The sequence below is a fragment of the cyanobacterium endosymbiont of Epithemia turgida isolate EtSB Lake Yunoko genome, assembly GCF_000829235.1.
GTDB lineage: Bacteria > Cyanobacteriota > Cyanobacteriia > Cyanobacteriales > Microcystaceae > Rippkaea.
This window is the reverse complement of record NZ_AP012549.1, coordinates 1,533,171-1,555,750: the sequence shown is the minus strand read 5'-3', so window position 1 is coordinate 1,555,750 and position 22,580 is coordinate 1,533,171. Positions and strand designations below refer to the sequence as shown.

Below are 22,580 nucleotides of genomic sequence, written 5' to 3'. Positions count from 1 at the left end.
GTCCGGGAGGGGTGTTAAACAAAAATTTTTTTAACAGTGTTTAGCTCATAGTAATTTTAAAAAAATATTAGTAATGAGGGATGGTTGGATCGACGTAGAGAGCATATGCATCAATGCCACCAATAATATTACTAACATTAGTAAAACCATTATTCAGTAGCCAGCGGCACATTTGGGCTGAACGCATACCATGATGACAAATAACGAAGGTTTCTGCATGAGGATTAAAATCTGTTGCTATCTTATCTGACCAGCGTTCAAATTCACTTAAAGAAAGCACTGTAAACCCTTCAATATAAGCGATCATAACTTCATGTAGTTCTCGTACATCTATCAATTGTAATTCATCTTTGGCTTGAGCCAGTCGTTCAGCTAGTTTTGTGACAGTGATTTGAGGAATGGATAAATTTTGAGGCATATAAATAAAGTCGTCCTAAAAAATTGTTCGATAGCCCAGCTTAACAGTTTTGAGTAGAAGAGAAAAAAAATTACTTTGGGATGTTTCGCTCAAGATTAGGGTTTTCTTAAAAATCTTATCGTCAAATGACGACTACAATCAGAAGTAGTCATTAATCACAAACGATGAATTATTGTGAAGCTTCGTTCTTTCTTCATCATCCTAGCTATTAGTGTCTTCATCCTCTTGTTTGGAGCTAGTAGTAGTCTGTATTGGATCTTGGGACAAGGCCCTCTAAAGCTCTTGCCAGGAGGCGTTTTCAGGGAACCAATAACGGCTGTTTTTATCCCAAAACAAGCTCCGTTTATGGTGTCGTTACTTGTTAATCCTGATCGTCTGGAATCCTTAGCTCAGTACATTTCCTTTCCTCAAAATAGACGAAGGTCGCATCGAGAATTCCTTTCCCTTGAAAAGCAACTTGTGTCGACAACAGGACTCGATTATCAAACTCAGATTCAACCTTGGCTAGGGGAAGAAATCACCTTGGCTGTGACTTCCCTGGACTTTGATCGCAACCCAGACAATGGGGTTCAACCTGGTTACTTATTAGCCATTGCTACTAAAGATAGAAAGTTAGCCAAAGTATTTCTTCAAAGTTCCTATTCTAAAAACGTGATCTCTGAAACTTCAGATCTGATTTTTGAATCCTACAAAGGGGTCAATTTAATTTATCAACGTCACCGTGATAATCCTGTTAATATTCGTCTTTCTGCCACAGCTATCTTAGACAATTTTGTGTTATTTGCCAACGATCCCAAAATATTAAGGGATGCTATCAATAATGTCCAAGTTAGAACATTAAATCTGAAAAATTCTACTAACTATCAAGAAGCGTTAAAAACAATTACTGAACCTCGTATTGGCATCGTTTATACTAATTTTCCAGCTTTATCTGCTTGGTTAGGACATTTACCCATTCCTGAAATTCCCGAAATTACTCAAACTTTAACAGTCGCCTTTTCTCTCAAATCTAAAGGGTTAGTTGCCCAAACAGCATTAATTGGGGGATCAGAACAAGGAGAAGAGCCTCCGGTTTTATCCAAACCCGTGGGGGCATTAGCCTATGTACCTGTCGAAAGTATTTTAACAGCTGCGGGAACTAACTTAAATAAATTATGGAGTCAAATTGAGACAGGGTTAGCGAACAAAAGTCCTCTACAACAGTTATTAAATAGTATTTTAGTCTCTGTTCAAGAACCTTTAGGATTAGATTTCTCTGAAAAAGTCTTTCCGTTTATTCAAGGAGAATTTAGCTTAGCTCTTGTCCCTAGTTTAGATGGAGGTGAACCTGATGTGATTTTTGTAGCCCAAAAAGTACCAGATGTTAATTTTTCTGAGTGGGTAGAAAACTTTGATCAGTTAGCACAAGAACAAGGATATAGTGTGGGATATTTACCATTATTAAATAATCCTGTAACTGTTTGGACAAAACTTAACACAGCAACGGGAAATAAGGGTAATTTAACTTCTTTGGAAGCGAGAGTTAGCGGCGTTCATACAGATGTGAATGATTATGTAATTTTTGCTACTTCAGTTGAAGCTATATCTCAGGCACTTTCAACTCCAAAAATAACTTTAATTCATAGTAAAAAATTACAACAAGCTATTGCAGCAATATCTCCTGAAAATGACGGTTATTTTTATGTTGATTGGAGTCAAGGGAAAAAATTATTAGAACAAAAATTGCCGATTTTTAAAGTCATTGAACTGTCTATTCAACCTCTGTTAAACAATCTGCAGTCTTTCACAGTAAGTAGTAAAGGAAAAGACAATGGTATTCGCCGTGCAACTATCTTCTTAAATTTAGGTGTTCATTAAATTAAATAAAAATAGTTGAAAGTTAATAGTGAATTTAATAGTTACTGATAGGGGTTAACACTTGTTGACTTCTAACTTGGTTTTAAAATTTTTATATTTCTTTACTAATCACTCTTTGTGTTAAGGAGCATTTCTTAATTTGTACTAATTGTCTAAAGCGTAAAAAAAATTAATGGACTGCAATATTGTATTTACTAAAATATATCTGTTGGAAAATTAAATCCAAATGCGAGCAAGCTAGCATAACTTCACTGCCTTCAACATAAAATTCAACGATATCCCCATCTAGTTATGATTAAAACTAGACATACTCTCCAATAATCTGTTCTTAACCCTGGTTTAAGTAACCTATCATGGCTCAGTAGAACATATGGGAGGCGTCTAATGACTTCTTAGACTGGTTCATATTTTTTTAATACCAGGTCTTAAGGACGATAATAGCCACAGAGATGTTGAAGTAAAAAACAAATATATAAGTACTTATTTATGAAGTCTGGCGGTGAGGATATCAACCAATACTGTTAATTTGAAGTATTGGTTGACATCCTCACCCCATTTATTAGCTAAATAGCAAAGGACTCAGAAGCTTAAAGTAATTTATTTTTGTAGAGAGGGTTAAGTTTACATAACGGAATAATACTTACAACAACCCGCCTAAATACTTTAACTTCATGAGCGAAGAGACACTAAGAAAAAGTAAGAAGACACAGACGATAGGCTAATTAGAAATCAAAAATCTATTTATGACTGAGCCAACTTAGTAAAGTTGGCAACCCATCAGACCAAAATAAATTAATAAAGATCAAAGAAATAATCAACCTATTATCAACCTCTATTACAAGTATTTTCTTTTATTATTAATAATAAAATTCTTGATTATGTAGTCAGTTAGATTGATAACTTTCAGCTATAGCTTTGTTTAAAAAATCTTATTTTTTAAACAGTTGTTTGATTATTAGATCATGATTACAAATTTAAGTCTTTATTCTAGTTATATTAATTAAGGTAAAAACTTAGCAAAAGCTTAAAATTTATAAAATATCTCTAAATCTAACGTAGTTTAGACAAAAAAATAATTCGATTTTACTAATTTACTAAAAATACCTACTATCAACTATAATGAATGGCTTTTTACTGTACTCTAAATTGTCCTTAAAGTAAATCTTTCTACTAGTTATTCAAAAGACAAGCTGAAGAAAACCAGTGTTTTCATGCTAATAGAATTCCGTTAATTTTGCTAAAAAGTTGTGAGCGTACTACCTACTAAGTTGTTTTAACCCTGGGATCAAGAAATATATTTAATAATTTATTATCTATTGATACCACAAAAAATTGAATAATAAAAGCTTAAAATATCAAACTTGATTAAGTCATAGTTGACTTGACATTAGCTGTTAATAATAATTTCTCCAGTTCCTTCTACAACTTGACCGATCTGATAGGATGGAATTCCTTGGCGTTCAAAAAAATTTAGGGTTAATGTAGTTTGTTGGGATGGTACAATCACGACAAACCCGATTCCCATATTAAACGTTGAGAATAGACTTGGCTGGGAAATTTGGACAGATTGAGCTATCCAACGAAAAATTGGTAAGACATCCCAACTTTGTGGGTTGATAACGACGGATTGCCCTTTATTTAAACAACGAGGTAGGTTTTCTGGTAGTCCTCCCCCTGTAATATGTGCCATAGCTTGAATCTCTATTCCTGAGTTTAATGCTTCAAGAATTGGTTTCACATAGAGTCGGGTGGGGGTTAAGAGAACCTCTCCTAGGGTTTTTCCGTCAAATATTTCACGTCCATCGCTCCAATCAAGTCCATTGATCTCTACTATTTTGCGAATCAGACTAAAGCCATTACTGTGTACGCCACTACTGGCAAGTCCGATGGCAATATCCCCAATTTTAACTTTAGAACCATCAAGAATCTTATTTTTTTCTACAATTCCCACACAAAACCCCGCTACATCATATTGCCCAACCTGGTAAAAACCTGGCATTTCCGCGGTTTCTCCCCCTAATAAAGTACAATCACTCAAACGACACCCTTCAACAATTCCCTCAACGACATCGCTAAGTTGTTGTAGATTTAATTTCCCCGTAGCTAAATAGTCTAGAAAAAATAAAGGTTCGGCACCACAGGTTAAGACATCATTAACACACATGGCTACTAAGTCAATACCAATGGTACGGTGTTGGTTCAGTGTTTGGGCTATTTTTAGTTTAGTTCCTACACCGTCAGTTCCCGAAACTAAAACAGGATTTCGATAGTTTTGAGGTAACTCGAAGTATCCCCCAAACCCACCAAGGCTCCCTAATACTTCCTTACGATAGGTGCTTTCGACTCCCTGGCGAATTTTTTCAACGAAGGATCGTCCTATTTGTATGTCTACCCCTGCTTCTCGATAATCCATAGATATCTTGTAACGGTTTCCCGAGCTATATTTTAAACTGTATTTATCCACTTTTGTTTATTTTTTATTTTGGCTCCAAAAGAGTTGGCTAGATTGCGATAATTTGTTCAAGTTCAGAAAAGGGGTGATAAATGGTTTATCCTATCATAGTTTCAAAAAATTATTTATAATAATGCAGATAAATATTTTTTTAAATATCTTTAAAGGTTTTAAAGTTGTTTAAGAACTTTTATTAAAAAATAAATTACATCCTACTGAATCTAAAAATGTTCTCTTCCTAAAAAGCTGCACTAGTAACAATATATTGTCTATATTATCAATATATTGGTCAAAATTTGTATGATTAAAAATATATATTAAATACTGACTGATAGACTCTAATTAATTTTAATTAGAGTATTTATATTACTGTGATTCATAAAAAATATTCTAGAAAAAAATTACAGACGACAGCATACAAAATACCTTTTTATTGTAATTTTCTCTAATTGGTATATGAACGTTATAAAATAGGTTACTTACTTATCTATCAAGGTACTATTGCTTTGCCAAGAAGTTATTATTGTGATTTTAAAGTTTAAATGTAATTTAAAACAACACTGTTAATAGTAATTCACTAGTTAATCTTATACTAGACTTTATTTTCTAAAATATTGTCAATTAACATCCATATTGTTAACTATCTAATTGTAGCCTAGCTTGTCTTGTCTTTATTAATTCCTAAAATGAGGAGAGACCCCATGCCCGTCCAAAACGGACTATTAAAGATATGAGCTAATCTCGAGAAATATCGATTTTGTTCTATTGTGCAGTGGCATTGATTAAAGGGATTATCTAATTCACTATTCATTAGGCAATAACTATAAAAACTTATTAAATTTTTTCAACGGTGTAGTCTCCTTCTACAACGTTTTTCTGAACAAATAATAACAAATTATTTTATATTTCTATATTTAAGCAATTAGAGTGTAATTTGTTGTGTTTTAATTTATATTTTTTGTGATAACCTCTTTGGGCAAAATTTTATTTATGTCAAAATATTATTTGAGCAATTTTATAAGCTTTTATTTGATGCAGTTATCTATATAAATAAATAAGCTTAAAATAGAACAAGGTTTTAAAAAAATAATTGTCTTATATATAAATAAAAGAAGTTTAATTAGCTAGTCGTTTTTGGTTTCAGAATTTTTATAAAGTCTTAGAAGAACATAAATTTATTTAAGTTCAGTAAATATAAACCATTATTTTTTTAAAAAAAGATAGAGCTAATTAAATTAGATTCTCAGTAATGGGATAAAATTGATTATTTATTAAAATTAGATTTATTGTATCGACAGTTTGCATAATTATTCATCGACAGAAAAAATGATGAATCAGGATTTAATCTCTGTTAAGTCGTCACTTAATAACTAAGTTTGATTTTATTATTTTGCTAAATTATATTTTTCTTAAGCTTCTAAAATTTTTCTTTTGTTATAATCTAAGGGACGAAAATCAGTGAGTTGAAAGTTTTTTAGAGCTACAATATAGGTTTTGAAAAAGCTACTCTAAAATAATCCGGATTATAAAATATAAAAAATATTTAGGGTAAAATAAAACAGAGACGTTTTCAGTAAACGTCTCTCCTAAAAATCACTCAATTCTAATCTCTAACTAAACTGTTCTTCTATTTCTAGATCAAATAGCATCTGCAGAGACTGAAGACAACGTTTTCGAGCTTCAATATCCTGTTGAGCTCGCAATTGTACCATTGGTTCATGGAGAATTTTATTAACGATTCCTCGTGTTAAAGCTTCAATTACTTCTTGGTGTTTCTCAGTAAATTCAGTTCCCAAACGAGATAGAGCTTTTTCTAATTCTTGTTCTCGAATACTTTCTACTTTGGTTCGTAGAGAATTGATGGTAGGAACTGTCTCTAAAGAACGCAACCACAACTCAAAAGCTTTTATTTCTTCTTCAAGGGGTCTTTCAGCTTCTTGCGCCATCTGACGACGGCTTTCATGATTTTGAGCCACTACTGCTTTTAAATCATCCACATTGTAGGATTCAATAATATCCATGTCTTGGACATCAGCAGCTACATTACGAGGAACTGAGATATCTAACAACATTAAAAAATGATTAGGATCTAATGCCTCGGTAAGATTTTTTCTACATAAAATTGGTTCTGTGGCTCCTGTACTCGTAAAAACAATATGGGAAGCAGCCACTACTTGCATCGTCTCATTAAGAGGCTTTAAGGTAAGAGGTGCTTGAGAAAATTTATTAGCTAAATCTTGGGCACGTCGTTGGGAACGGTTCACAACAGTAATATCTGTTGCTCCTTTAGCCAAAAGATGCTTCACCAATAAACGAGCCATTTTTCCTGCGCCAATAATTGTTACTCGACGATTGGCAAAATCTTTGGCTTTAGTTTGTGCTAATTCTACGGCGGCAGAACTAATAGAAACAGCACCAGTTCCGATATTGGTTTCACTGCGAACCCTTTTGCCAGCAATTATGGCTTGCTTAAAGAGACGATCAAGCAATCGCCCAATACCTTTGTATTTTTTGGCTAATTTGTGGGTAGTTTTCACTTGGGCTAAGATTTGTCCTTCTCCTAAGATTAAACTTTCTAGACCCGCAGAGACTCGTAGCAGATGACGTACTGCATCCTGATGGAGCAAAATGAATAGGTATCGTCGTAGAGAATTTAACGATAAATGACCCACTTCAGATAGAAATTGGTTAATTTCTACTACCCCTTTTTCGGTATTAGTAACCACTGCATAAATTTCTAAACGATTGCAAGTGCTAATAATCGCTACTTCGTCGATGTGGAGATAGCTTCTTAAATGGACAATGGACTCTTCGAGTTTAGCTTCTTGAATACTCAACTTTTCGCGGATTTCGACAGGGGCTGTTTTATGGCTTAAACCCACAACGGCAATATTCATGTGTTCTCCTACAAGCATTCGATCTTGCACTGTTAAGCAATGAAAAATTCAAGAATTTAAGTTCTACTCTCTTTGATTTGGATAATTTATATCTAAGTAGCCACTATAGCTAATATTTATTGAAACAAACCTTATAAAATTTAAAACAGAAACTAGAAGCTTGGGAATCGGGAGCTCCCAAAATTTATACTCAAAAACCTTACTATTGCTGACTCCTATACGGATACTACTCCTAAGCGATAGAATTAAAAACTGTTTACCATTACAATCTATTACTTCTCACATTTCAATTTTAACTGAGGCGATTTAGTGAAGATTAATGGATTTAGGTTTGTTAAATGAGTATCGTATCTATAAAACGAGCTGTCTTAGATTGGCTAGAGATAACTAAACTGTGAGTCCTGACTCCTTATTTTTTTGAGTACAGATTCCAATTTTTTCTCCCATGCTCTATCTGGGAGCTTTATTTCGTTCCTTTTCTCCGATAAAGATATGACCACACATATAATGTTCATGCCTTCGTACATTGCTGCAACAGCCACATAATCAGCAATGGTTTTCGCCTTTCTTTATCCATTTATATGAAGCAATTACCGCTTGTTCGACAACTTCGATAATTTTTAAGCCTAGTGTAATTTCCACAGATTTCTTTCTTTCAACTGCTGAATCAGTTTTCCTTAGCGGTCTATAAACCTCAGTTAAAAGTCTCTCATAGTAGAGAATATTATTGAGATTTTGCTCCTCAGAGATTGTGCTATATTTTGTATTGTTGATTAACATAAGTTAAGATAAAAATTCATAAAAAACAGTGAAAAAGCAGATCTATGATAGGTAAGTAAACTTAAATAGATTTATAATAAAAAATTTAAAATAATGATTTCTAGATAGCAACCTTACTAAAACTTTAGTCAACGTAATTACGATAAAATTTTATAAAAGTTGCTTTATAGCATAAAAAAATCCAGAATATAGAATATAAATATACATATCTTAAATATTTTTTAAAAAAACTAACCTATTATTACCTCACTTCCGACAATAGATAATAATAGGTTCTTCTAAATTTAGCATTTTATTTGCCAACCTGAGTTCAGTATTTAACTGTTATTTCTATTATCTTTTTTATAAACTTTCTTATAACTAAACTATTTGTTTGTACTAAGTAATTTGTAACAAAAGATAATCGTCTTTATTTATTTCTAATTGCTGTTTTTGCATATCTGCAAAAAAAATTTGCTTTTTACGAATTGCTCCAATAGTCAATTCAACTTCTCTCTTTTTTGTTCGTTATAAGTGATTTAATCCTTTTATTAGAGCTCTTTAATATAAATGATATTTTATCTTTTGATCTTAATTTCTCTTTGTTCATCAACTATAACGATCATTAACTTTTATAGTAATGTCTGTAAATTCAAAGCTATTAATCTTAATTCTCAATTAACTTGTAAACTAAAAGCCTAGCAATAAAATAGATCAAGAACCTTCTCATGCCCCATCCTATCACCTACAGTCCCTCTTATACTCTTGTTGTTACCCATGAATGTTTTAACCTTTGTGCCTATTGCAATTTTCGAGTTGCTCCTGGTCAATATCTGACGATTGCTGGAAAACATTAGGAGCGATAACCCGAATTCATCGAAATCGAAAATGGGGTCATATTCAAGAAGTTATCTTACAACCTCATAGTCTTGGACATGAATAAGCTTTTTTAACCTCTTTCGTGGTTAAGTATTCCCAAAGCATGGCTGGCAAATTTTACAATCTTTTCAAGGAAAAAATGTTTGTGAAATACTCATTCTTAGCGGAGAAATTCATCCCCAGTCTCCACAAAGACAATTTTGGTTACAGAGAATTTATAAGCTGTGTCAATTAGCTTTATCTCTAGGATTTTTACCCCATACTAATGTCGGACCATTAAGTTTTACTGAGATGGAAACCCTCAAATATGTAAATGTATCGATAAGGTTAATTTCAGAACAAATTACTCTTAAATTATTAGAAACTGTTCATCATTACGTCCCTAGTAAAGTTCCTCAATTACGCTTACAGAGGAAAACTTTGTTAATCCTCCTCAACTACTACTAGGAATAATAGCCAAGACCCTTCTTTCCTTCTTTTTTACTTGATTGTTTAGAAAATGAACAACATTATTGAGGTTATAAACTTATAATTTTAAATATAAAACAAATAGCTTGCTCCCATCAAGGAAAGCAAGCTATTGTTAAAAAACAAATCCTGGCATCGAGCTATTGTCCCGGTGGGCTACCCCACAAGTATCTTGGCCGCTGCCGCGTTTCACAAGCGAGTTCGGGATGGAATCGCAGTGGGTCCACGGCGCTAGAGACACCAGGAAGTCAAATGGCTAAAAAGCACCTTCAAGACTGCAAAAAACGAGAAAAGAAAAGTTTAAGACAACATAAAAGGTCAAGCCCTCGATCTGTTAGTATGCCTCGGCTTCATTCATTACTGGATGTCCACCTAGCACCTATAAACGGGTAGTCTGCCCGTGATCTTACCAGGTTAACCCTGTGAGAGCACTCATCTTGAGGTGGGCTTCCCACTTAGATGCTTTCAGCGGTTATCCGCTCCACACTTGGCTACCCTGCGTTTACCGTTGGCACGATAACAGGTACACCAGCGGTGTGTCCTTCCCGGTCCTCTCGTACTAAGGAAGGCTCCTCTCAATGCTCTTACGCCTACACCGGATATGGACCGAACTGTCTCACGACGTTCTGAACCCAGCTCACGTACCGCTTTAATGGGCGAACAGCCCAACCCTTGGGACGTACTTCCGCCCCAGGTTGCGATGAGCCGACATCGAGGTGCCAAACCTCCCCGTCGATGTGAACTCTTGGGGGAGATCAGCCTGTTATCCCTAGAGTAACTTTTATCCGTTGAGCGACGGCCCTTCCACGCGGTACCGTCGGATCACTAAGGCCGACTTTCGTCTCTGCTTGACTTGTAGGTCTCGCAGTCAAGCTCCCTTATGCCTTTGCACTCTACGGCTGATTTCCAACCAGCCTGAGGGAACCTTTGCGCGCCTCCGTTATCTTTTAGGAGGCGACCGCCCCAGTCAAACTGCCCACCTGAAACTGTTCTTTCCCCGGTTAACGGGTTAAAGTTAGAATTCTAGCTTTTCTAGAGTGGTATCTCACTGTTGGCTCCATCTGACCCACGAGCCAGACTTCAAAGCCTCCCACCTATTCTGCGCAAGAAAAGCCCGAATCCAATTCCAGGCTACAGTAAAGCTTCATAGGGTCTTTCTGTCCAAGTGCAGGTAGTCCGTATCTTCACAGACAATCCTATTTCGCCGAGCCTCTCTCCGAGACAGTGCCCAGATCGTTACGCCTTTCGTGCGGGTCGGAACTTACCCGACAAGGAATTTCGCTACCTTAGGACCGTTATAGTTACGGCCGCCGTTCACCGGGGCTTCAGTCGCTAGCTTCGGTTACCCTAACCAACTTCCTTAACCTTCCGGCACTGGGCAGGCGTCAGCCCCCATACTGCGTCTTACGACTTGGCGGAGACCTGTGTTTTTGGTAAACAGTCGCCTGGGCCTCTTCACTGCGACCACCTCTCGGTGGCACCCCTTCTTCCGAAGTTACGGGGTTATTTTGCCGAGTTCCTTAGAGAGAGTTATCTCGCGCCCCTTAGTATTCTCAACCTCCCTACCTGTGTCGGTTTCGGGTACAGGTAATTAGAAATTAACGTGGTCCGGGCTTTTCTGGGAAGCTTGACATCAGTCACTTCCTCTCCGTAGAGAGTCGAACTCGCAACTCAGCTCAGGATGTTTTCTCCATCCCTCAACACCTCGTATACTTATACCGGTAACCATTATCCGGCTGACCTAGCCTTCTCCGTCCCCCGCCACAATCTCTAATCAGTACGGGAATGTTAACCCGTTGTCCATCGACTACGCTTTTCAGCCTCGCCTTAGGTCCTGACTAACCCTCCGCGGACGAGCCTTCCGGAGGAACCCTTAGGGTTTCGGGGTATATGATTCTCACATATATTTTCGCTACTCAAGCCGACATTCTCACTTCTATGCTGTCCACACCTGCTTGCCGCTAGTGCTTCACCCTACATAGAACGCTCCCCTACCACAGTTTCCTGTCCACAGCTTCGGTAGAATACTTAGCCCCGTTCATTTTCGGTGCAGGAGCGCTTGACCAGTGAGCTATTACGCACTCTTTTAAGGATTGCTGCTTCTAGGCAAACCTCCTGGTTGTTTATGCACTCCCACCTCCTTTATCACTTAGCATTCATTTGGGGACCTTAGCTGGTGGTCTGGGCTGTTTCCCTTTCGACGATGAAGCTTATCCCCCACCGTCTCACTGGTTGATGCATAACGGGTATTCTGAGTTTATCTCGCTTTAGTACCGCTTTCGCAGCCCGCAGCGAAATAGTGCTTTACCCCCCGCTATGGTACACAACCGCTGCGCCTAAACGCATTTCGGGGAGAACCAGCTAGCTCCGGGTTCGATTGGCATTTCACCCCTAACCACAGCTCATCCGCTGATTTTTCAACATCAGTCGGTTCGGACCTCCACTTAGTGTTACCCAAGCTTCATCCTGGCCATGGTTAGATCACCCGGGTTCGGGTCTACAAATTGTGACTAGCGCCTTATTTGGACTCGCTTTCGCTTTGGCTTCAGGTATTTTCCCTTAACCTGCCACAACCTGTAAGTCGCCGGCTCATTCTTCAACAGGCACACGGTCAGACGTTAAATCGTCCTCCCATTGCTTGTAGGCTAACGGTTTCATGTTCTATTTCACTCCCCTTACTGGGGTTCTTTTCACCTTTCCCTCGCGGTACTATTTCACTATCGGTCACACAGGAGTATTTAGCCTTACGAAGTGGTCTTCGCAGATTCATACGGGATTTCTCGTGCCCCGTACTACTCGGGATTCAGCTAGGCTGCTTAAGTTTTCAACTACAGGACTTTCACCTTCTTTGGTGCAGTATTCAGCTGCTTCGTCTAACCGCTACAGTCCACATTGCTGTCCCACAACCCCATCAGCCGAAGCTGATGGTTTAGGCTGGTCCCTGTTCGCTCGCCGCTACTGGGGGAATCGCTTTTGCTTTCTTTTCCTCGGGTTACTAAGATGTTTCAGTTCACCCGGTTGGCTCGCACCACCCTATGTATTCAGATGGTCGTGTTTAAGGTTGCCCCATTCGGAGACCTCCGGCTCAATGCTTGTTTCCAGCTCCCCGGAGCGTTTCGTCGGTAACTACGTCCTTCATCGCCTCTGTGTGCCTAGGTATCCACCGTTAGCCCTTTGTAGCTTGACCATTTTAATATGGTATTACTTAGACTTTTCTATTTGGTCAATATTCTCTTACGCTTCAATCTAGTAACGTAAGTAATGACCGTTTTCTCGTTTTTATGCAGTTTTCAAGGTGCTTTACTAGGCTCTAACTGCCCAGCAGTCTGCCTCACTTTGTTCAAGCGAGACTCGGTGCTGAACTGGTACTTGAGTGTTATTCTGTTCAATACACATTAGGTTAGGTGGGCCATCCTGGACTTGAACCAGGGACCTCACCCTTATCAGGGGTGCGCTCTAACCACCTGAGCTAATAGCCCTTATCCTGAACCAATCATAATTTAGAAGCTAATTCAGATATGTTTCCCTTGCACGACCTTGGGATTAGTTCTAAGGAAAAGCATTATTTTATCTAGGTTTTAGACTTTCGTTTTATACCTTTTGCTTTATTCCTTGAACTGAGGTCTCCCTATAAGGAGGTGATCCAGCCACACCTTCCGGTACGGCTACCTTGTTACGACTTCACCCCAGTCACCAGCCCTGCCTTAGGAGTCCCCCTCCAAAAGGTTAGGGTAACTACTTTGGGCGTGACCAGCTTCCATGGTGTGACGGGCGGTGTGTACAAGGCCCGGGAACGAATTCACCGCAGTATGCTGACCTGCGATTACTAGCGATTCCTCCTTCATGCAGGCGAGTTGCAGCCTGCAATCTGAACTGAGGCTGGGTTTGATGAGATTCGCTTTCCCTCGCGGGGTCGCTGCCCTTTGTCCCAACCATTGTAGTACGTGTGTCGCCCAGAGCGTAAGGGGCATGCTGACTTGACGTCGTCCTCACCTTCCTCCGGTTTGTCACCGGCAGTCTCCCTAGAGTTCCCAACTTAATGATGGCAACTAAGAACGAGGGTTGCGCTCGTTGCGGGACTTAACCCAACATCTCACGACACGAGCTGACGACAGCCATGCACCACCTGTGTTCGCGCTCCCGAAGGCACCCTCAACTTTCATTAAGGTTCGCGACATGTCAAGCCCTGGTAAGGTTCTTCGCGTTGCATCGAATTAAACCACATACTCCACCGCTTGTGCGGGCCCCCGTCAATTCCTTTGAGTTTCACACTTGCGTGCGTACTCCCCAGGCGGGAAACTTAACGCGTTAGCTTCGGCACGGCTTGGGTCGATACAAGCCACACCTAGTTTCCATCGTTTACGGCTAGGACTACAGGGGTATCTAATCCCTTTCGCTCCCCTAGCTTTCGTCCCTGAGTGTCAGTTCCGGCCCAGTAGCGCGCTTTCGCCACCGATGTTCTTCCCAATATCTACGCATTTCACCGCTACACTGGGAATTCCCGCTACCCCTACCGGACTCTAGTTTCTCAGTTTCCACTGCCTTTCCAGAGTTAAGCTCTAGTATTTAACAGCAGACTTGAGTGACCACCTGCGGACGCTTTACGCCCAATAATTCCGGATAACGCTTGCATCCTCCGTATTACCGCGGCTGCTGGCACGGAGTTAGCCGATGCTTATTCCTCAGGTACCGTCATATCTTCTTCCCTGAGAAAAGAGGTTTACAACCCAAGAGCCTTCCTCCCTCACGCGGTATTGCTCCGTCAGGCTTTCGCCCATTGCGGAAAATTCCCCACTGCTGCCTCCCGTAGGAGTCTGGGCCGTGTCTCAGTCCCAGTGTGGCTGTTCATCCTCTCAGACCAGCTACTGATCGATGCCTTGGTGAGCTCTTACCCCACCAACTAGCTAATCAGACGCGAGCTCTTCTCCTGGCAATAAATCTTTTACCTTACGGCACATTGGGTATTAGCAGTCGTTTCCAAATGTTATCCCCAACCAAGAGGTAGATTCTCACGCGTTACTCACCCGTCCGCCACTAGCTCCGAAGAGCTCGTTCGACTTGCATGTGTTAGGCATACCGCCAGCGTTCATCCTGAGCCAGGATCAAACTCTCCATAGTGTTTGATCTGACTTTTAGCCGGTATCTTCTAACTTAGTTAGTTTTCCGGCTTTCTTTACTTTTATCTCTCTGCTTTCTCTATCTAGTAGACAGGGAAAGTAGTGAGATGTATAATTATCTTGAATAACAAGGGGCACTATACAGTTGTTAGCTTCTAAATTATTGATTTTTCAAGGTCCAGTGCGCTGGGGAGAGTGTTGCTCTCAGTTGCGCATTTACCAATGTACACCAGTCGATTTAAAAATGTCAAGCTTTTTTCAAAAAAATTTTTTTCTTTCTTCCTAAATCAAGCTATAACGTAGTCTTGGCGAGATTGATTTAAAAAAAATCAAGAGACATCTGTGACATTGTACATATATAAGTGTTTATCTTTAATTCCCTTCACGAATTCCCTTCACGAACAAGAAATAGTCGTCACATCATATCTGTTTTGATACTCCATTTGTTGAATTTGCGTTCAACAAAGCAAGGAATCGTGGTTATTATTCTCGTAATATCTGGGCAAAAATACGACGAAGCTGAAAATTATTTAAAATGGTAATTGTCAAAATTGATATTTTAATAGATACAAAAGAACAATAGTAGGTCAGAATGACTGATTTTTTAACCTTCAATTAAGACAAAGTTTTTGGGATCAACAATATACATATAATTAATTAATCAAGGCAAAAAATCAATAAATATTTTTAAACACTTTAACGTCTAAAAATATCTATAAGTTTAGGCAAAAATTATTTGGAAATAAATTATAGTAATTAGCTTAATTAGGCATTATTAAAAGAAAAAAATAATGCCTAATTAAGCTAATTACTATAAAAGAAACCTAGCTCAAATAATTTCTGCAATTTATTCTTCGATAGACGAAAAGAAACACGCAGTAAATATTACTATTCAGGGTATAGACTCCATAAAATAACAATCTCTTACTGGATTAGGGAATATCTTCTGGCAACATGAACCTTCTACTAATGAATCAAATTCTTTCAGAGTTCAGTGTCGTAAGCTATAAAGATTGCTTTCAACAAAAGTAGTTTTACTTATTTTCTTTGAAAATAAGTAAAACTACTGCTTTTTTCATTTTAACTCTTTGTTAAACTCGCTAAAATAAGAGCTAGCTTTGTAATTAGAACTAAATAATTTTAAAAATATCTAACTTTATATCTATTTTTGTCAGTAAATTTATACTAGAATCAAATTAGTTTGTAATTATCCTAGTTAAGAATAAAAATAAAGTCTATACTGCTCAGTATAGACTTTATTTTTAACTGGTTATACACTTGAACAGATTTAATTTCTAAAACAATTACTATGGAAGAAGTAATCACCATTTTCTATAAACCTTATTAGACTTTTCATGACCTTTGCTGTTTATAAAAAAATCCCATTATGAATTATAAAGAAGTCATATAAATGATCATATGATACTTTGCTCTTAATTTATGACCTTATTGAATATCGCTGATAATTTTCTCTCCCATAGGAGAAAATACATAACCTAAAAATATTTTGACTGCTTCTGAAGAAGGTTTTCGGTAAACATAATAGAATGATCGTCTATAAGGATATTTAGGGACTTCAAGGGTATGGTAATCAGTGGGAACAGCTCGCACTGCTTGTGGATTTTTAATTTGAAGATAAGTTTCATGACTAATGCCATCAGTGCCTAAATTCTGTAAGACAGAAGTAGTAGTCTCTTGAGTTGTAGTGGTGATGTTAGGAGTGTTACTACAATTCCTCCCCTTTAAGATTAGTTGTTCAAAGATATGACGTGTACTACTGGCAGAAGGGTGATTAATCACTTGAGTGGCTCCTGGAGATCGTTTTGAAATTAACCAATTTATGATTTTTCCTTGAAAAATATCAACTACCTGAGCTTCTTTTAACTCATCACGAAAATAATTTTGAGCCCCAATTACCATGGCGAGCACATTTTTATCAATAAGAAGAGCGGTCAATCCTTGGGATTCTTCATGACTAGTAAGATGACGAGATATCGCTGCGATATCAATACTGCCTTTTAATAGTAAGTCAATACTTTCATCCGATGCCTGTGTGTTTACAATTACCTGAGTTTCTGGGAATTGTTGTTCAAAACTATTTTTTAGAGCTTGATTAAGTAATACCATAGCAATGGAGCTACTAATTCTGATAAGAGTTCCTGGAGGAACTTTTTTCGGAAAAGAAAAAGTTCCTGAATCGGTAAGAAAAGGAGGTGGTGGTAAAGGAGAACCAGATGTAATTGCTTTATTTTTAGAAAATATAGTCATTCTAAAAAGAATAATTCGGCGAGTAACGCCAATTTTTTGAATAAACCGCCAATAAACTCCCCCTAAAATTCCGAGAGTGATCAAAAAAAACATAATGATCACAAAGGCCTTATTTTTTTGTGACATAATCTATCTTTAATAACAACTTCTGACCAATTGTACTTAAGTAATTAAGTTCTGTCTCGACGAAAGTTAAACACAAAGAACTTTCTTAAGAATTCATAACTAATAAAAAACCTTTAAATCTTTTTAGTATAAAAAATAAAACTTTTATAGACTGCATTTAATATATTAATAGCTAATAACTTCCATAACTTAATTTTTATAAAAATTAAGTTATGGAAGTTTAAAAACTTTAAAAAATAAAATATCTAACCATTATTTACCATAACTTTTTTGAAACCAATCTAAACTACAGTCAAAAAAAGAGCTAAAAAATAAAAATCTGTCATCTAGCACGATGTGGCCGTATCTAGAACTTTTAAGGTCGAATTTAGGTTGTATAGTTACAATCATTAACTATACAATTCGTCAGGATTATATAGACAGAAGGTCTAGTTGACATACACGAACAGCTTTAGTTATTCTTCTATTGTCTCAAAAAGAGAAACTTTTTTAGGAACTTGAATGAGCAACGAAACTTATTTCAACCATCCCACCTTCGGACTACTTTATAGAGTGTGTCTATTAGATAATAATGAAGAGTTATTTACAACCTTGTATGCTTAACGGTTATTTTTCTTGTTAAAAATTTTGCCAAGTGACATGCTTTTTGAGCCAGTAAGTCGTTCCGGTGCTAGGCTATTGGTAGAAACTCGTGTGCGCAATTTACGTCGTTTAGGAACTTTTCAAGATTATCAAGAACTTCAGATAATTTGTCAACGAACATTTCCTTGATCAATTAGTATATGTAACTTTAAGCCAAAACTATAATATTTTTGTGGGTCAATGACTATTGCTCAACGTCTTAATCAAATTCGTCAACAATTACCCTCTCATGTTCGTTTAATAGCTGTCACTAAACAGGTGTCTGTTGCTCAAATACGAGCAGCTTATGAATCAGGAATACGAGACTTTGCTGAAAGTCACCTTCAAGAAGCCATATCAAAACAAGAACAACTCGACGACTTAAAAGATATTTGTTGGCATTTTATCGGACATTTACAAGCAAATAAGGCAAAAAAAGCAGTTTTGCACTTTAACTGGATTCACTCGGCTGACAACCTTAAAATTGTTCAGCGTCTTAATCGACTTGCCGCTGAGTCTTCTCTATCTCCTAAAGTCTGTCTTCAAGTCAAAATTTTATCCGATCCTAATAAATATGGCTGGGAAGAAGAAGAACTTTTTGCGGGCTTATCAGAATTAAAAACCTGTAAAAGCTTGAAAATAAAAGGTCTGATGACAATTTTGCCTTTAGGTTTATCTCAAGCAGAAATTTTAGCTACTTTTAAAAAAGTAAAAGACTTAGCCCATAAAATTAAAAAACAGTCAAACTTAGATCTCAATCAGTTATCAATGGGAATGTCTGGGGACTATCTACTAGCTATACAAGCAGGAGCAACCATGATTCGCTTAGGAAGAATTATCTTTGGTGAGAAAGATTAAATGTGTTTGATGTTTACCTTCACTATTATCTTAAAAAATTGGTTAAAAGTGTTTTTGTGTTTATTCTAAGAAAAAAATTACATAATCTAACATATTCCTTCTATTTTAAAAACTCTTTACATTTGTTAGAACTCTTTGTTAGTTGATATTCTAGAATGTAAGACAGCTGGTCAAAGATGTCCTAAAATATTAAGACAGTTGGTCAAATAATATTTTTCGAAAATCTATATCGGGGGAACATATTATTGAACTAAAACGACTAAGAACATACTTATTGAACCAAAACGACTGAATGGTAGAGCCATCGGGACCCAAAGGAACTGGTTTTAACAATGTCGTAGGACTTAAGTCTTTAAAATAAACTAAGTGGCGCTCTAGGTCCTATTTTGAGCTAAAGAACACAATACTGTTATTTAAGCTTTATTTTCCTTATTTGGTCGGTTACCCCTTTGTAAAAAACGGAAATTTTGAATATGTCTTTGACAGAGAAGCTAAAAAGAATTGTGGGTATTGATGAACCTGTATATGATGAATACGATTCTTATGATTCAGAGGATTATAAGGAGATGGATGAAGAGCAGCAACTTCCTTCTATAGGGAAAGACTATGCTCAACCATCTTCACGCAATCGTGATTTGAATTTAGCCTCGGATCCACAGATGGGGACAAATAGGAATAATGTTATCGGAATGCCGGGGATTCCTAGTAGTATTGCCGAAGTAGTAGTAGTTGAACCCCATTCATTTGACGAAATGCCTCAAGTTATTCAAATCTTACGGGAGCGTAAGTCTGTTGTTCTTAATCTGAATGTGATGGATCCCGAAGAAGCACAAAGAGCTGTAGATTTCGTAGCAGGTGGAACTTATGCTATTGATGGACACCAAGAAAGAATAGGTGAAAGTATTTTCTTGTTTACACCAAGTTGTATTAAGGTCAGTACTCTTTCTGGGATGGTTCATGATGTACCAGAAGTTCACCCCTCTTCTGCGCGCACTTCAGCGCCTACTCCTAGTTGGGGAACTGATTCCAGCCGTATGGTTCAATAAGAGATGTAAGCTCCTGTTACGTTGATGTTATAGTAACTATAATGTTTTGGTGAGAGCTAGATCGTTAAGTTAAATTCAATTAAAACTTGTGTCTATTAGATTAGGTATCATCGGCGGCGGGATGATGGCAGAGGCTATTATATCCCGCCTTTTAAATCAAAAACTTTATCAACCTCATGAGGTGTTAGTTAGCGAACCCGATCAACAGCGACGAAAATTTCTTGAACAAATCTATCGGGTTCATATTGCTGAAGACAACCAAACAGTAGTTGATTCAGGAGAAGTGTTATTGTTATCCATTAAACCACAGGTGTTAGATCAGGTTCTAACTTCACTAAATGTAGTAGAACGTCTTCAGCCTTACCCTCTGGTTATCTCTATTCTAGCTGGGGTTCCCTTGATTCGCTTAGAAGCAGAGTTTCCAAAATATCCAATGCTGCGAGTAATGCCTAATGCGCCGGCCACTGTCGGGGTAGGGATGACCGCGATCTCTCCTGGACAAAGGGTTGAACCCAAGCACTTAACGTTAGCAACTACTATTTTTGAGGCAGTTGGCGAAGTGGTACAACTGCCGGAGTCTTTGATAGATGCAGTTACAGGACTATCTGGATCAGGACCTGCTTTTGTAGCAATGATGATTGAAGCTTTAGCTGATGGAGGAGTATCTGTCGGTTTGCCGAGGGTAATTGCTATTCAGCTAGCGTTACAAACAGTTTTAGGAACGGTACAATTGCTAAAAAATACTGAGTTACATCCAGCCCAATTAAAAGATAAAGTCACTACTCCAGGAGGAACTACCATTGCTGGAGTAGCTCGATTAGAAAAGGCAGGATTTCGTTCAGCTATTCTTGAAGCAGTACAAGCAGCTTATCAACGATCCCAACAATTAGGTGAACAAATAAGTATGTAGCTTTAAATGAAAGGTGAAAAAACAGATTATTTCGTTTATCTAATTTCGTTGGCCTTTATTAAAATCAGTTCTTGATTAATTAGGTTCACATAAAAAATAAATAGAATCTTTTTTCTTTTTATTATTTTAGCTGTAGTTTTACTAAATTACTTATATATAGTTGTCATCATCAAAAACGATGATTGTATTTATCCCCTTGTCTTTGCAGTATTTGGGGCTTCATCTACTCCTCTATCTAAAATTTTAATAAAAATTTTCCTTCTCAAGCTGTTTTTTGACTAAATATATACAACTAAAACTTTGATTGAGTCTAAATACTCCACTATATACCGTTGCTTTTTTGTTTGTTAATTTTCTAGAATTATTTCGTTTTTTTGTCTATCTCTCAGAATATTCAATGACTTTCCTCTCTCTCAGATAATCTATCTTAACATTCTTTTTTAAATTGTACTATTTGAATAATTTCATCTATTATTCCAAGTATTTACAACTTTTTATATTTTAAAATAGAAATATAATATCTCTACTTTTACTATAATTTTAGATAAAATTTTGGGGTTCCAAATCAACCTTGATAGTTTTGGCTATTTATACTGTTAGCTATATTTTTAAGCAGGCTAGCATTTGAATAATTTTTTCTTTCAAGCACCTTTCTATTTCAGTTTATGCTTTTTAAAAGTTCATTGACTTAGTTATTTTAATTATTAATAATAATGACTTCTAATTTTGTTTATTTTTATCCTCCTCTAATTTCAGGGATTCTAATTAGACGCTATAAGCGATTTCTAGCTGATATTGAACTTGAAACAGGGAAAATAATTACGGCTCATTGTGCAAATACAGGGGCAATGATAGGAGTGAGTAAGGTTGGAAGTCATGTCTATGTTTCTAAAAGTGATAACCCTAAGCGAAAATTAGCCTACACTTGGGAAATGATTAATGTTGAGGGAACTTGGGTGGGAATTAATACAGCTCTCCCTAACAAGGTAATTAAACTCGCGTTGGAACAACAAAGTTTACTAGAGTTGGCGGGACAATATACCCAAGTTCATTGTGAAGTTCCCTATGGAAGGAATAAAAAAAGTCGTATTGATTTTCTCCTAACACAAGATGGGGAAAAGTCTCCCATTTATATAGAAGTGAAGAATACAACCCTTAGTCAAGGAACAATAGCTCTCTTTCCTGATACTGTCACCAGTCGTGGACAAAAACATTTAAAAGAATTAATATCACTTTTACCAGATGCAAAACCAATCATGCTCTATTTTATTAATCGAAAAGATTGTCATTCTTTTGCCCCTGGAGATAATTTTGATGCTACTTATGGAAAGCTTTTAAGAAAAGCAGTCAATCAGGGAGTCAAAATATTACCTTATCGTTTTGAAGTTACTCCTGAAAGTATTCGCTATTTAGGACTTGCAGAATTTTTGATACCTTTTTTATCGTAAAGTTAAAACTAATTATTAGGTAAATCATCTCCATTAACCACATGCTACTGAATTTACAACAGTTATAAGATAGGAGGTGCAACACTTCTCTTTGCATAAACTTGATGGAGTACTCAAATGAGAGCTTAGCATATATAATTTACATTTGAAAAATTAGTTTGACATACTTCCCTTCATTCTTAATTTATCGGCTCAGTCCGTAAACTACATTTTCTAAACCCTCGACTTTGATAACAGGGGGTATTTTAAAGCAATTTGGACAATGTCCATAATAGTTTACTACCTAACTCCTCACATTCTTACTATCTTTTGTATCAATCCTTATTGTTTGTAATGAGTTATGTTAATGGAATAGTTTTAAACTAAATAATGATAAGAGAAGAACTTTTAGAATTGAATACAAGCTAAAGCCTGATTTCTATAAAATTAAGTCTGTCTTCATAGCCCAACTATAAG

9 protein-coding genes, 1 tRNA gene, 3 rRNA genes and 4 pseudogenes are annotated in these 22,580 nt (G+C 36.9%); 8 read left to right on the top strand and 9 right to left on the bottom strand.

Features of this window, described 5'->3' with window-relative positions:
- Positions 1-67 precede the first annotated feature (67 nt).
- Positions 68-418 carry a rhodanese-like domain-containing protein gene (locus ETSB_RS04765; RefSeq protein WP_044106617.1) on the bottom strand — a complete coding sequence of 117 codons (351 nt, stop codon included), beginning with the start codon at positions 416-418 and terminating at the stop codon, positions 68-70.
- A gap of 174 nt (positions 419-592) precedes the next feature.
- Here ETSB_RS04765 and ETSB_RS04760 point away from each other — a divergent pair, with 174 nt between their 5' ends.
- A complete protein-coding gene (locus tag ETSB_RS04760; RefSeq protein ID WP_044106615.1) occupies positions 593-2,275 on the top strand; it encodes a DUF3352 domain-containing protein in 1,683 nt (560 codons plus the stop codon).
- A gap of 587 nt (positions 2,276-2,862) precedes the next feature.
- On the opposite strand, the pseudogene ETSB_RS10875 reads toward ETSB_RS04760, so the two are convergent.
- From ETSB_RS10875 to ETSB_RS04750, 3 genes and pseudogenes are all read right to left on the bottom strand, one after another.
- Positions 2,863-2,949, bottom strand: a pseudogene (locus ETSB_RS10875) (Mo-dependent nitrogenase C-terminal domain-containing protein); the annotation flags it as partial.
- Positions 2,950-3,662: 713 nt separating this feature from the next.
- Complete coding sequence (gene purM / locus ETSB_RS04755; RefSeq protein WP_044106614.1) at positions 3,663-4,688, bottom strand: phosphoribosylformylglycinamidine cyclo-ligase; 1,026 nt, start codon at positions 4,686-4,688, stop codon at positions 3,663-3,665.
- A 1,649-nt stretch (positions 4,689-6,337) separates the two neighbouring features.
- Positions 6,338-7,624 (bottom strand): glutamyl-tRNA reductase, encoded by a 1,287-nt coding sequence (locus tag ETSB_RS04750; protein ID WP_044107624.1) that lies wholly within the window; start codon positions 7,622-7,624, stop codon positions 6,338-6,340.
- A 1,487-nt stretch (positions 7,625-9,111) separates the two neighbouring features.
- Here ETSB_RS04750 and ETSB_RS09625 point away from each other — a divergent pair.
- Together ETSB_RS09625 and ETSB_RS10300 are read left to right on the top strand one after the other, a co-directional pair.
- Positions 9,112-9,242, top strand: a pseudogene (locus tag ETSB_RS09625) (7,8-didemethyl-8-hydroxy-5-deazariboflavin synthase subunit CofG); the annotation flags it as partial.
- 134 nt (positions 9,243-9,376) lie between these two features.
- A pseudogene (locus ETSB_RS10300) lies at positions 9,377-9,676 on the top strand (7,8-didemethyl-8-hydroxy-5-deazariboflavin synthase subunit CofG); the annotation flags it as partial.
- Between the two features lie 181 nt (positions 9,677-9,857).
- On the opposite strand, the gene rrf reads toward ETSB_RS10300, so the two are convergent.
- From rrf to ETSB_RS04715, 5 genes are all read right to left on the bottom strand, one after another.
- Positions 9,858-9,975, bottom strand: a 5S ribosomal RNA gene (gene rrf, locus ETSB_RS04735).
- A 69-nt stretch (positions 9,976-10,044) separates the two neighbouring features.
- Positions 10,045-12,917, bottom strand: a 23S ribosomal RNA gene (locus ETSB_RS04730).
- A gap of 218 nt (positions 12,918-13,135) precedes the next feature.
- A tRNA-Ile gene (locus ETSB_RS04725) sits at positions 13,136-13,209 on the bottom strand.
- A gap of 152 nt (positions 13,210-13,361) precedes the next feature.
- Positions 13,362-14,848: ribosomal RNA gene (locus tag ETSB_RS04720) — 16S ribosomal RNA — on the bottom strand.
- The 16S, 23S and 5S rRNA genes sit together here with 1 tRNA gene alongside, the layout of an rRNA operon.
- Positions 14,849-16,293: 1,445 nt before the next feature.
- Positions 16,294-17,208: a substrate-binding domain-containing protein gene (locus tag ETSB_RS04715; RefSeq protein ID WP_171816405.1), complete on the bottom strand. Its 915-nt coding sequence runs from the start codon at positions 17,206-17,208 to the stop codon at positions 16,294-16,296.
- Positions 17,209-17,742: 534 nt separating this feature from the next.
- Here ETSB_RS04715 and pipX point away from each other — a divergent pair.
- The 5 genes and pseudogenes from pipX to sfsA all read left to right on the top strand — a co-directional run bounded on the left by pipX (position 17,743) and on the right by sfsA (position 22,124).
- A pseudogene (gene pipX, locus ETSB_RS04710) lies at positions 17,743-18,012 on the top strand (transcriptional coactivator PipX).
- Between the two features lie 51 nt (positions 18,013-18,063).
- Positions 18,064-18,720, top strand: a complete 657-nt coding sequence (locus tag ETSB_RS04705; protein WP_044106608.1) for a YggS family pyridoxal phosphate-dependent enzyme — start codon at positions 18,064-18,066, stop codon at positions 18,718-18,720.
- A 473-nt stretch (positions 18,721-19,193) separates the two neighbouring features.
- Positions 19,194-19,766: a cell division protein SepF gene (locus ETSB_RS04700; protein WP_044106607.1), complete on the top strand. Its 573-nt coding sequence runs from the start codon at positions 19,194-19,196 to the stop codon at positions 19,764-19,766.
- Positions 19,767-19,854: 88 nt separating this feature from the next.
- On the top strand, positions 19,855-20,676 hold the full coding sequence (gene proC / locus ETSB_RS04695; RefSeq protein ID WP_084220191.1) for a pyrroline-5-carboxylate reductase: 822 nt from the start codon (positions 19,855-19,857) through the stop codon (positions 20,674-20,676).
- Between the two features lie 713 nt (positions 20,677-21,389).
- The gene (gene sfsA / locus ETSB_RS04690; protein WP_044106604.1) at positions 21,390-22,124 is read left to right on the top strand and encodes a DNA/RNA nuclease SfsA; all 735 of its coding nucleotides are present in this window, start codon (positions 21,390-21,392) and stop codon (positions 22,122-22,124) included.
- The last annotated feature ends 456 nt before the right edge of the window (positions 22,125-22,580 follow it).

What these genes read in the sequence shown, in the direction of transcription:
- ETSB_RS04765 (WP_044106617.1), bottom strand. Translation starts at nt 418, where the DNA reads ATGCCTCAAAATTTATCCATTCCTCAAATCACTGTCACAAAACTAGCT.
- purM (WP_044106614.1), bottom strand. Translation starts at nt 4,688, where the DNA reads ATGGATTATCGAGAAGCAGGGGTAGACATACAAATAGGACGATCCTTC.
- ETSB_RS04750 (WP_044107624.1), bottom strand. Translation starts at nt 7,624, where the DNA reads ATGAATATTGCCGTTGTGGGTTTAAGCCATAAAACAGCCCCTGTCGAA.
- ETSB_RS04715 (WP_171816405.1), bottom strand. Translation starts at nt 17,208, where the DNA reads ATGTTTTTTTTGATCACTCTCGGAATTTTAGGGGGAGTTTATTGGCGG.
- ETSB_RS04705 (WP_044106608.1), top strand. Translation starts at nt 18,064, where the DNA reads ATGACTATTGCTCAACGTCTTAATCAAATTCGTCAACAATTACCCTCT.
- ETSB_RS04700 (WP_044106607.1), top strand. Translation starts at nt 19,194, where the DNA reads ATGTCTTTGACAGAGAAGCTAAAAAGAATTGTGGGTATTGATGAACCT.
- sfsA (WP_044106604.1), top strand. Translation starts at nt 21,390, where the DNA reads ATGACTTCTAATTTTGTTTATTTTTATCCTCCTCTAATTTCAGGGATT.